Here is an 8,136-nt window from a genome sequence, read left to right as displayed (position 1 = left end):
GACAACAAGGAAGTATTAACCCCATGGCAAGACCACAGAGAATTACAAGTTAAACCAGCCCCAAAAATGACGTACAAAATTGGATAAAAACGGGGAAACTACTGAATTGAAAGGATTTTTTGAAGCCACCGAAGGGATTTGAACCCCCGACCGGCTGATTACAAATTGCAAATATTGAAGAAAAAAGACAACATTTCCAATAATTTTACCACCCATTGTGGTGTCAATAGTGACACAAGATTTCAATTTCTAACCCTCGAGAGCCCTTCAACAGCCCTTCTTTTTGTAGTATTTACCACCTGTGCATAAATCTGAGTAGTAGTTAAATTAGAATGCCCCAACAAACTAGAAATAACTGATAAATCGCCAGTATTCTCCAAAATATGAGTTGCAAAAAAATGACGAAATTTATGAGGAGTTATATTTAAATCAATACCAGATAACTTTTTTGCTGTATTAATAGCTTTACGAATATCTACAATTTTACGACCAGTACGAGCAGATTTAAAAACAAGGTCTTCAGGTTTAAAATCAGCTTTTAAAACAGATAAGCCATGAAGCAGCTCCATAGTCAATGGTAATTCTCTTTGACGGCCACCTTTTCCAATTACTCGAAAACTCATATTCTCAAAATTAATGTCAGACCACCTTAAAGAAGTAGCTTCTTGAAACCTCAAACCTGTTTGATATAAAAAAACAACAAAAAACCGTAAAACTACCGGAATATTACTTATAAACAAATCAAGTTGTTCTTTTGAAATCGTAAGAGGCAATTTTTTTCTATAAGGTAACAACTGAATTTTCTTAGGCGGTTCTGTACAAAGATTGTTATTAAAAGCCCACTTCCAAAGAGCAGACAAGCACAATAAATATAAATTAATTGACCTATTGCCATCTAAAAGACCATTTTGTTTTAATTTTTTCTGAGAAATTTCCTCATACTTCCTTTTTAAATGCAATTTAAAACCTTCTATTATCTGATTATCAATAAAATCAAATTGCATATTATAAAAATAAGTCAAATAACCCTTTGTAAGCATCCGTAATTTATCTTTATAAGATTTTTCACTTTGATGAAGTTTTACAAAATCTAAATACTCAAAAACCATATCTCGAATAAATAAAGATTTTTTCTTTGGAACATGTAATTTTTTTCTAAGCATCGATTCGACCTGAAGAGCAGCTTCATATGAACCAAAATAATGAACTCTACGACGAACTTTATTAACTTGCATACTGATAACCCAACACTCCAAAACAACACCACCCTCAAGTTTATTTCTATCAGGCCGAGCAATGACAGTCATTTACCGAGAGCCCCCTTTTTTTTCAAACTTAGATAAAGATTTATTTACAAAATCATCTATAGCATTAAAAGTTTCATGTTTTTTTAAACCCAAATTAAAATGAGTATGAATATCCCTAAGAAGATTTTCCATAGTAGATACATGAGATACTAACTCATTAAAAGCATCAGTAGTTACAAACCTACCTGAAAATCCTATACTCAAATTATTTTTTTGACGTAATTGACTCATATTGACTTAACCCTCCCAAAACCCTAAACTATCAGCTAAAATATCGGTTTTTAAAGGAAACAATTCATTGTATGGAATACGAGCAGCCGAGGCAATAGCTTGTTGTAAACGTAAGGATGTTGAACGCCCTGCTATTACGTGATAAATAGCACTCCTATCTACACCCTCAGAACGTGCTATATCAACAGCTTTAACATTGTTTAATATAAATGCAACTTTTATACGTTGTTCTTTAGTCATTAAAATGATTATATCAGGGATAATAATAAATGTCAAGAGAAAATATTATTAATACTCATACAATAGGAGACCGAATAAAAAAAATAAGACATATTTTAAATCTTAAACAAAAAGATATGGCTGAAATCCTCTCTGTAGGGCAAAGTTTAATATCATTAATAGAAAACAATTCTATTAATTTAACATCAGAACATTTTATTATCCTTACAAATAAATTAAAAATTAATATCAATTGGCTTTTAACTGGTGAAGGTGAAATACTAAAAAACGAGACAATACAAAAAACTAAAAATAATTCAGAAGAAGATATCATTAACTGGATAAAAAAATTTTGGAAAGATGCAAACGAAGACGAGAAATCATGGCTAAAGATACAATTTAAAAAATGCTTTACTGAATACCAAGACTGGCTTAACAAAAAAGAACAGGAGGATAAGGAAAAAGATAAACAGTAACTTTATTTTCAATAGAATATCATGTTATCATGAAATATGGAAAATTGGATTGACCCGGTGCAATTACTTAAAAACCTAATAACAAACAAAGATTTCTTTAGACTTTTAGGATTCGTTCCTATTACATTTGCTTTTGCTCTTTTACAAAGAATAGTAAGAGAATACTCAAATTATCGAAAATCTTTGACTGATGATGAAAAATTACTTTTAGCCAAATATAAACAACTAACAAAACAAGCCCTAAAAGACGCTAATTATAGATGTGAGAGATGCTTATCTCCTAAAAAAATAGAAGTCCACTATATTGAAAACTCTGATAAATCAGAAGATTTTACTATAAAAAACTTTGCTGTTCTATGCAAAAAGTGCCACGAAATTGCTCATGAGGAAGGTAACGAAAACAAAAAAGAAAATATTAAACCTCCCTACGGCAAGACCGAAGGATATCTAGACAACAAGGAAGTATTAACCCCATGGCAAGACCACAGAGAATTACAAGTTAAACCAGCCCCAAAAATGACGTACAACGAATACTTAGAATCACCTGAATGGAAACAACTAAGTAAAGAAGCTAAAAAGAAAGCAGATTATAAATGTGAAAGATGTTCATCAGCTATGAACCTTGAAGCACACCACACAAGATACTCCAACAACTGGCCAAACGACAACATAGAAAATATAGTAGTATTATGCGATAACTGCCATGAATTTATTCACAAAAAAGATAATAAAGATAAAAAAGACGTTTAAATTTAAGCAACAGACATTTCAGGCTCATTCTGAATTATAATTTTAGGATTTGGACTTTTAGGCGGTACTGGTAAGCCCGTTTCTCGCAGCAAATCTATATGCTCTTTCATTGCATATTTTGCTTTATACAAACAATCTTCAACGGAATGACCAATCCCTGTAAACCCTTCTAACTCAGGAGAGTAAAAACCAAAATAGTCTGGTTCTTGTGTAGCCTCAATTATTAAAGAATACTCTAATTCTATCATAATATCCCTCCAATCTTTAAACCTGCTGATTTCAATATAGCATTGCAAGTACCTTTAGGAACTTCTTTTGAACCATGATAGTCTATTCTAACCAGTTTAGGCCAACCAGATTTATTATAATATCTTATAGAGCCTTTTTCTTTTACAATCCTGAACCCATCGGCCTCAAGTAATCTTACTAATTCACTAAACTTCATGTTTCTGTAATATTATAACATTGTATCATCTTTGAAAAAAACAGATAAAAACTAAAAAAATGCTGTTTTCATTAAAGATTCCTAAAAATCATTTAAAAGCTCTCTTTCATCTTTATCCTCTATTCGAGTTATATACATATTATATCAAGTTATCAAAAGGACAAAAGAAAAGGAAAAAGACAAAGAAAAGAATCCGTTCCGACAATAAAATACATGATAAAAATAAAACAATATGTAGCATCATAAACACAAACTAACCACCAAATACAACAGTTACCGATGTTTATTAAAGAGAACAATATATCACAAAACTAAGAATTTAATAAGCAAAGGGTTATAATGATAGAATTTTTACGAAAAATCCCATCATTATAACCCAACTTTATGTTTTATTTTAAAAAGCGAAACCACTGCTTATGCTTACTTCTTTCGGATAACAAGTACTTCATCAAAATAACCATAGAAGAGTAAATGGTTTATATGGGGTAATCTACACCTTGTTCCGTTGATTATCCGTATAAGCAAGCTAAAATTTTTACTGTAACAACGATTTAAAAAATGGGTTTATATCTGCGCCTGCGCAGATGGGATCGCAAAGCGATGTATTCAGCCCCACAAATTAACTCGATGTACTCCTGTCCGATAAAGACCGCAAAGCGAGGATAAAACGCTAACATTAAACTCTGCAAAATCAGATAGTCCATATTTGAAATCAAGGAGTAATCGGCTTATTAGAAACATTGTTATCAGTTTCAGGCTTTCCAACTTCCTGAGGCGGATAAACAGGAGTAACATTTGAATTAACCTGAGACTCTGGACGTTGAGAAACAGACCGTGGAATCTTATCCTCTTTTTTATAAGGCACTTCCAACTTAACATATTTACTAAGAACCAAAGTTCCACCCTGCCAACTGACGTTAGCTGCAAAAATCAAACATCTCTGAAGAACACCCTCACCTGAACCAGTTACCAACTCCTCGTAAATATCACATCCAAACTTTTCTGAAAAATCGTTACGCTTACCAGGAGATTTACCAGAAGGACGAGAATCAGATGGATTAATAGGAGCAGACCTTGACTTAAAATCCTCTGGAGTCTCCTCATAAAATTTAGCCTTTCCACGTGGCACAGGCGTAGGAGCAACGACAGGAGGAGTTTTAGGCTTAGGTGGCGCAAAAGACTTTTTGAAAACCTTCCAACTAACAAAAAGTAAAATTAAAAGCAAAACCAAAATAACAAAAACTCGAGTAAATATATTGAAAGATATAGATTTAGGTTTATACACAAAGCTGGTATACAAAGAAAAAATATTATTATCAATCGGCAAACTTTCTTTCTTTATTAAATCCTTATCTGACATCCACTTGTACTGAAATTTTTTACGATTAAGACGGCGAGAAATTGGAATTGCAACAATCATATACTCAGACAATACTCTTATTTCACGTGTTACCTTAATTGAATTCTGAGTAATAAGCCAGATATCCATACCATAATGACGATGATATTCAAAAAAAGTTAAAATATCACGTTCCTTAAAATCTGCCGGAAACATAACCTGTGCTTCATCAACTACATAAATAACATGTACATCTTTACCAAAATTAACTTCATCTCGAATAGCATGAATATAAGACTCATTAAAAACACCATTTAAACCATGCTTAGAAACAGCAGTACGGAGGTCAATATCTTTAAGTTTAAAATTATCTATATTTGAAACTATACACACAGGAGATTTCTTTTTATACTCACCAGATTCTTTATCTAAAACAAAATACTCTTCTACAATCTTATAAACTGCATAATAAGACTTACCACCACCGGGCTTGCCGGTAATAAAATGAATCATCTCGTAACCCCCCTAAAGTTACAATAAAATTTATTTGGGACCGAAAGGAACCAATGTAATCAAAAAACGAGCAATATAAGCGGTTAAAATTATAGTAAAACACTCAGGAACTCTTAATGTATCCATAAACCAGCCTGAAAGACCTGTAAAATTTAAAGTTGTATCTGAAAAACTAACAGAGCCGGAAATCATCTGAAAAGTTTCTGAATAAATACGTGAGATGAGGTTATATAAAGCTTTTGGTAACAGGTAGATTATAACTACATAAAGAACAGTTTTAAACGCAAAAAACTTTAAAGCATCAACTGCCAACCAACGTGCAAAAAAAGCACCTATAACAGCTAAAATGTGCACTATTTACCTCGAAGAACTATTAAATAACCCAAAATAGTACAAAATTTAAACATTAAATTACCGACTGATTGCAAAACAGACTGAAAACTACAAAAATCAACCGAACCTGAAGTACCCCATATAGTATAATCAAATGAACAAACTGTACTTGAAGTTGTGATTGATAAAGACTTCATACTATTTATAAAATCTGAAGAATTATTAGAATCATAAACAGACTTCAAAGAAGTTTCAGTTATATTATCAACATCTGAATTAAACAGATTCAAATCATTAGAGTCATAAGTAGCTTTAACACTCGTATAATTGTCATCCCTGCCGAGCGCATCCATAACCCCCTCTTTAATATCTTCACGTGTTAAATTATCACCTTTTAAAGTATACGTTCCGTTATCACCGTAAGAATAATAATTATAATTATTAGTAGTTGTACCTGAACCGCCTGAACCCGAACCACCACCCAAAGTACCACCAGAGGCTACATAATCCTGAAGACCCTTTAAAACACCGGCAGCAACCGTACCAGACTTAACAACATCCCCTGAAGACTGTATATTATTAACTGCGTTAGTAAAAGCATTCTGAACATCTGTTTTAGTTAAACCTCCTGTAGCTGAAACACCATTTAATGTAGTTATATCCGACATCGTAGTAACATTATCACCTGTTTTATTACATCCCAATCTATACCATGAAGTAACATTTAAATCTACAGTCGAACCAATCGTATATGCAATATCGTAAGCGTAACCTGTCTTAACAGCGCCAGTGGTATAACCAGTTGGACACACAGCTACTTCTGATTTTAAAAGAGCTATATCAGCAGTATACTGAGTATAAGCAGCGGTCTCCTCATCCCCATAATTTACTCCTGTAACTGTAGTAGATTGAAGCTTTGAGTTTTCAATCTGAGGAACCGTAGAATCGCAACAATAATAAATAACATAATTACACTGCGTTGAAACCCAACCGGCACCATATGAATAATTAGAACCGGAATACGAGCTAGTATCACCTTGTGAATCAAGAGAACAATTAGTACCTAATGAGGACCATCCAGAGGGTGGAGAAGTAACAGTTGATTTAGGCCCCTGACACAAACCGTTAGTATCAACATCTAAATAAATTTTACTTCCACAAGTTGACGCAAAAACGTCATAAAACAAAAACAACACAAAAAAAGGCAGCATAAAGACGAGAAAAATATTACGGTTCTGTATATTCATGACCACGAACCCCCGAACGTAAAACCCTTAAAGACTGTTGCTTAAAACCTGTATTTCGTAAATAACGAGTACTTTGTTTTGATATAACAGTAGAATCACCAAAATAATTACTGTAAATTTTATAAGTATCATTTACAACAAAATTAAAAGGACTTACCGTTGATTGAGCAATATATAATTTATGGGCAGATAAACTATAAATATTTTTAATCTCTGGATGATTAAGCGGATTAGAACATAAATAATTAACATCAGAACAATCAGCAACAAGAGACACTCCATGAGACTTTAAATATTGACAAGCACTACAACTATCAGCAGTCTGCCCTGAATTTTGCCACTTTAAATAAGCAAAAGTACTCTCTGAAGTAGAACCAGCAACATTAACATAAGACGGTTCAGTATTAAAATCATATAAAACTAAATCATTACATGAAAATGATTTAACATATGAACTAACCTCAGATAAAACTTGAATCATACACGACGTATGAGCACAATTTACATTCGATTGACTCGGATAAGTACGTTTATAAGTATCTAAACAACTCATATCACAATATTCTCGTAGAGCAACACGAGTTATAGTAGAATTATAAGTATTAGAATTAGATGAATTAAAAGGAACAGTATAAACATAATAATTATAAGCCGGTCTATTCATATGAACACAATTCGAATAAGCACAAGAAGTACTCATACAGGTTTTATTATCAACCAGAGCTATAGGATCCAACATATTAAAAGTACCAACATAATATTTAAAAATATTAGTAGCTTCAGGATGATTGCTAAAATAACCATAACTTGTTCCAGATTCATCAATAGCACCATGAGTACAAACACTATTATTCATATAAGTACTAAATGGACATGAAATTTTATTTGAAGGCAAATTAATATATCTATCGTAATACTGATAATTATATTTTGATTCTAAACAATTCTTATCACGAGCAGTTAAATAAATATACTTTTGACCAACAAAAGTATTTTGATAAAGTACAACATTTTTAGAATCTTTAATTAATACACTAACTGAGTTACTTAAAGGATAAATAGCCCTTTCGTAATATTTGTAATAAGAATCACTACAGGAATATTCAACATTATTTATAAAAAAATGACCTTGTAAAATATCTTGGCAATTTAAAATAAGTACTGTATTACAATCTAATGTTCCACTAGCTTCTGAGTAATCTGAGTAAGATGCAAATAAAAACAAAATCAACAAAACTAAATTATACTTACAATTCATATCAAATCAACCTCCATT

The 8,136-nt window shown here is 32.0% G+C and carries 11 protein-coding genes; 2 read left to right on the top strand and 9 right to left on the bottom strand.

The features are described 5' to 3' along the window. Positions 1–242: 242 nt before the first annotated feature. The 3 genes from H7844_14415 to H7844_14405 are packed head-to-tail and all read right to left on the bottom strand — an operon-like array spanning position 243 to position 1,778. Entirely contained in the window at positions 243–1,307 is a 1,065-nt protein-coding gene (locus H7844_14415) for a tyrosine-type recombinase/integrase (protein MEO5358472.1), read from the bottom strand. Next, positions 1,308–1,538: a hypothetical protein gene (locus H7844_14410; protein MEO5358471.1), complete on the bottom strand. Its 231-nt coding sequence runs from the start codon at positions 1,536–1,538 to the stop codon at positions 1,308–1,310. A 6-nt stretch (positions 1,539–1,544) separates the two neighbouring features. Further along, positions 1,545–1,778 (bottom strand): hypothetical protein, encoded by a 234-nt coding sequence (locus H7844_14405; protein MEO5358470.1) that lies wholly within the window; start codon positions 1,776–1,778, stop codon positions 1,545–1,547. A 29-nt stretch (positions 1,779–1,807) separates the two neighbouring features. On the opposite strand from H7844_14405, the gene H7844_14400 reads away from it, so the two are divergent. Then, a complete protein-coding gene (locus H7844_14400) occupies positions 1,808–2,233 on the top strand; it encodes a helix-turn-helix domain-containing protein (GenBank protein ID MEO5358469.1) in 426 nt (141 codons plus the stop codon). Between the two features lie 57 nt (positions 2,234–2,290). Beyond that, a complete protein-coding gene (locus tag H7844_14395; protein MEO5358468.1) occupies positions 2,291–2,983 on the top strand; it encodes an HNH endonuclease in 693 nt (230 codons plus the stop codon). Positions 2,984–2,985: 2 nt separating this feature from the next. Here H7844_14395 and H7844_14390 read toward each other — a convergent pair whose 3' ends face one another. The 6 genes from H7844_14390 to H7844_14365 all read right to left on the bottom strand — a co-directional run bounded on the left by H7844_14390 (position 2,986) and on the right by H7844_14365 (position 8,118). Continuing rightward, a complete protein-coding gene (locus tag H7844_14390) occupies positions 2,986–3,231 on the bottom strand; it encodes a type II toxin-antitoxin system HicB family antitoxin (GenBank protein MEO5358467.1) in 246 nt (81 codons plus the stop codon). After that, positions 3,228–3,428 carry a type II toxin-antitoxin system HicA family toxin gene (locus H7844_14385; protein MEO5358466.1) on the bottom strand — a complete coding sequence of 67 codons (201 nt, stop codon included), beginning with the start codon at positions 3,426–3,428 and terminating at the stop codon, positions 3,228–3,230. Before H7844_14385 ends, H7844_14390 begins: the two co-directional genes overlap by 4 nt. Positions 3,429–4,140: 712 nt before the next feature. Next, on the bottom strand, positions 4,141–5,280 hold the full coding sequence (locus tag H7844_14380; GenBank protein MEO5358465.1) for a zonular occludens toxin domain-containing protein: 1,140 nt from the start codon (positions 5,278–5,280) through the stop codon (positions 4,141–4,143). 30 nt (positions 5,281–5,310) lie between these two features. Beyond that, the gene (locus H7844_14375) at positions 5,311–5,634 is read right to left on the bottom strand and encodes a hypothetical protein (protein MEO5358464.1); all 324 of its coding nucleotides are present in this window, start codon (positions 5,632–5,634) and stop codon (positions 5,311–5,313) included. Continuing rightward, entirely contained in the window at positions 5,634–6,860 is a 1,227-nt protein-coding gene (locus H7844_14370; protein ID MEO5358463.1) for a hypothetical protein, read from the bottom strand. Before H7844_14370 ends, H7844_14375 begins: the two co-directional genes overlap by 1 nt. Beyond that, positions 6,841–8,118 (bottom strand): hypothetical protein, encoded by a 1,278-nt coding sequence (locus tag H7844_14365; protein ID MEO5358462.1) that lies wholly within the window; start codon positions 8,116–8,118, stop codon positions 6,841–6,843. The genes H7844_14370 and H7844_14365 overlap by 20 nt, the downstream gene beginning before the upstream one ends. Positions 8,119–8,136 lie beyond the last annotated feature (18 nt).

It is taken from the genome of Nitrospirae bacterium YQR-1 (assembly GCA_039908095.1).
GTDB lineage: Bacteria > Nitrospirota > Thermodesulfovibrionia > Thermodesulfovibrionales > Magnetobacteriaceae > Magnetomonas.
The sequence above is the reverse complement of the archived record's forward strand: the minus strand, read 5'-3'. Positions and strand labels throughout refer to the sequence as shown.

Coding starts and splice junctions, on each gene's coding strand:
- H7844_14385 (MEO5358466.1), bottom strand. CDS start 3,428: ATGAAGTTTAGTGAATTAGTAAGATTACTTGAGGCCGATGGGTTCAGG.
- H7844_14415 (MEO5358472.1), bottom strand. CDS start 1,307: ATGACTGTCATTGCTCGGCCTGATAGAAATAAACTTGAGGGTGGTGTT.
- H7844_14400 (MEO5358469.1), top strand. CDS start 1,808: ATGTCAAGAGAAAATATTATTAATACTCATACAATAGGAGACCGAATA.
- H7844_14405 (MEO5358470.1), bottom strand. CDS start 1,778: ATGACTAAAGAACAACGTATAAAAGTTGCATTTATATTAAACAATGTT.
- H7844_14380 (MEO5358465.1), bottom strand. CDS start 5,280: ATGATTCATTTTATTACCGGCAAGCCCGGTGGTGGTAAGTCTTATTAT.
- H7844_14365 (MEO5358462.1), bottom strand. CDS start 8,118: ATGAATTGTAAGTATAATTTAGTTTTGTTGATTTTGTTTTTATTTGCA.
- H7844_14390 (MEO5358467.1), bottom strand. CDS start 3,231: ATGATAGAATTAGAGTATTCTTTAATAATTGAGGCTACACAAGAACCA.
- H7844_14370 (MEO5358463.1), bottom strand. CDS start 6,860: ATGAATATACAGAACCGTAATATTTTTCTCGTCTTTATGCTGCCTTTT.
- H7844_14410 (MEO5358471.1), bottom strand. CDS start 1,538: ATGAGTCAATTACGTCAAAAAAATAATTTGAGTATAGGATTTTCAGGT.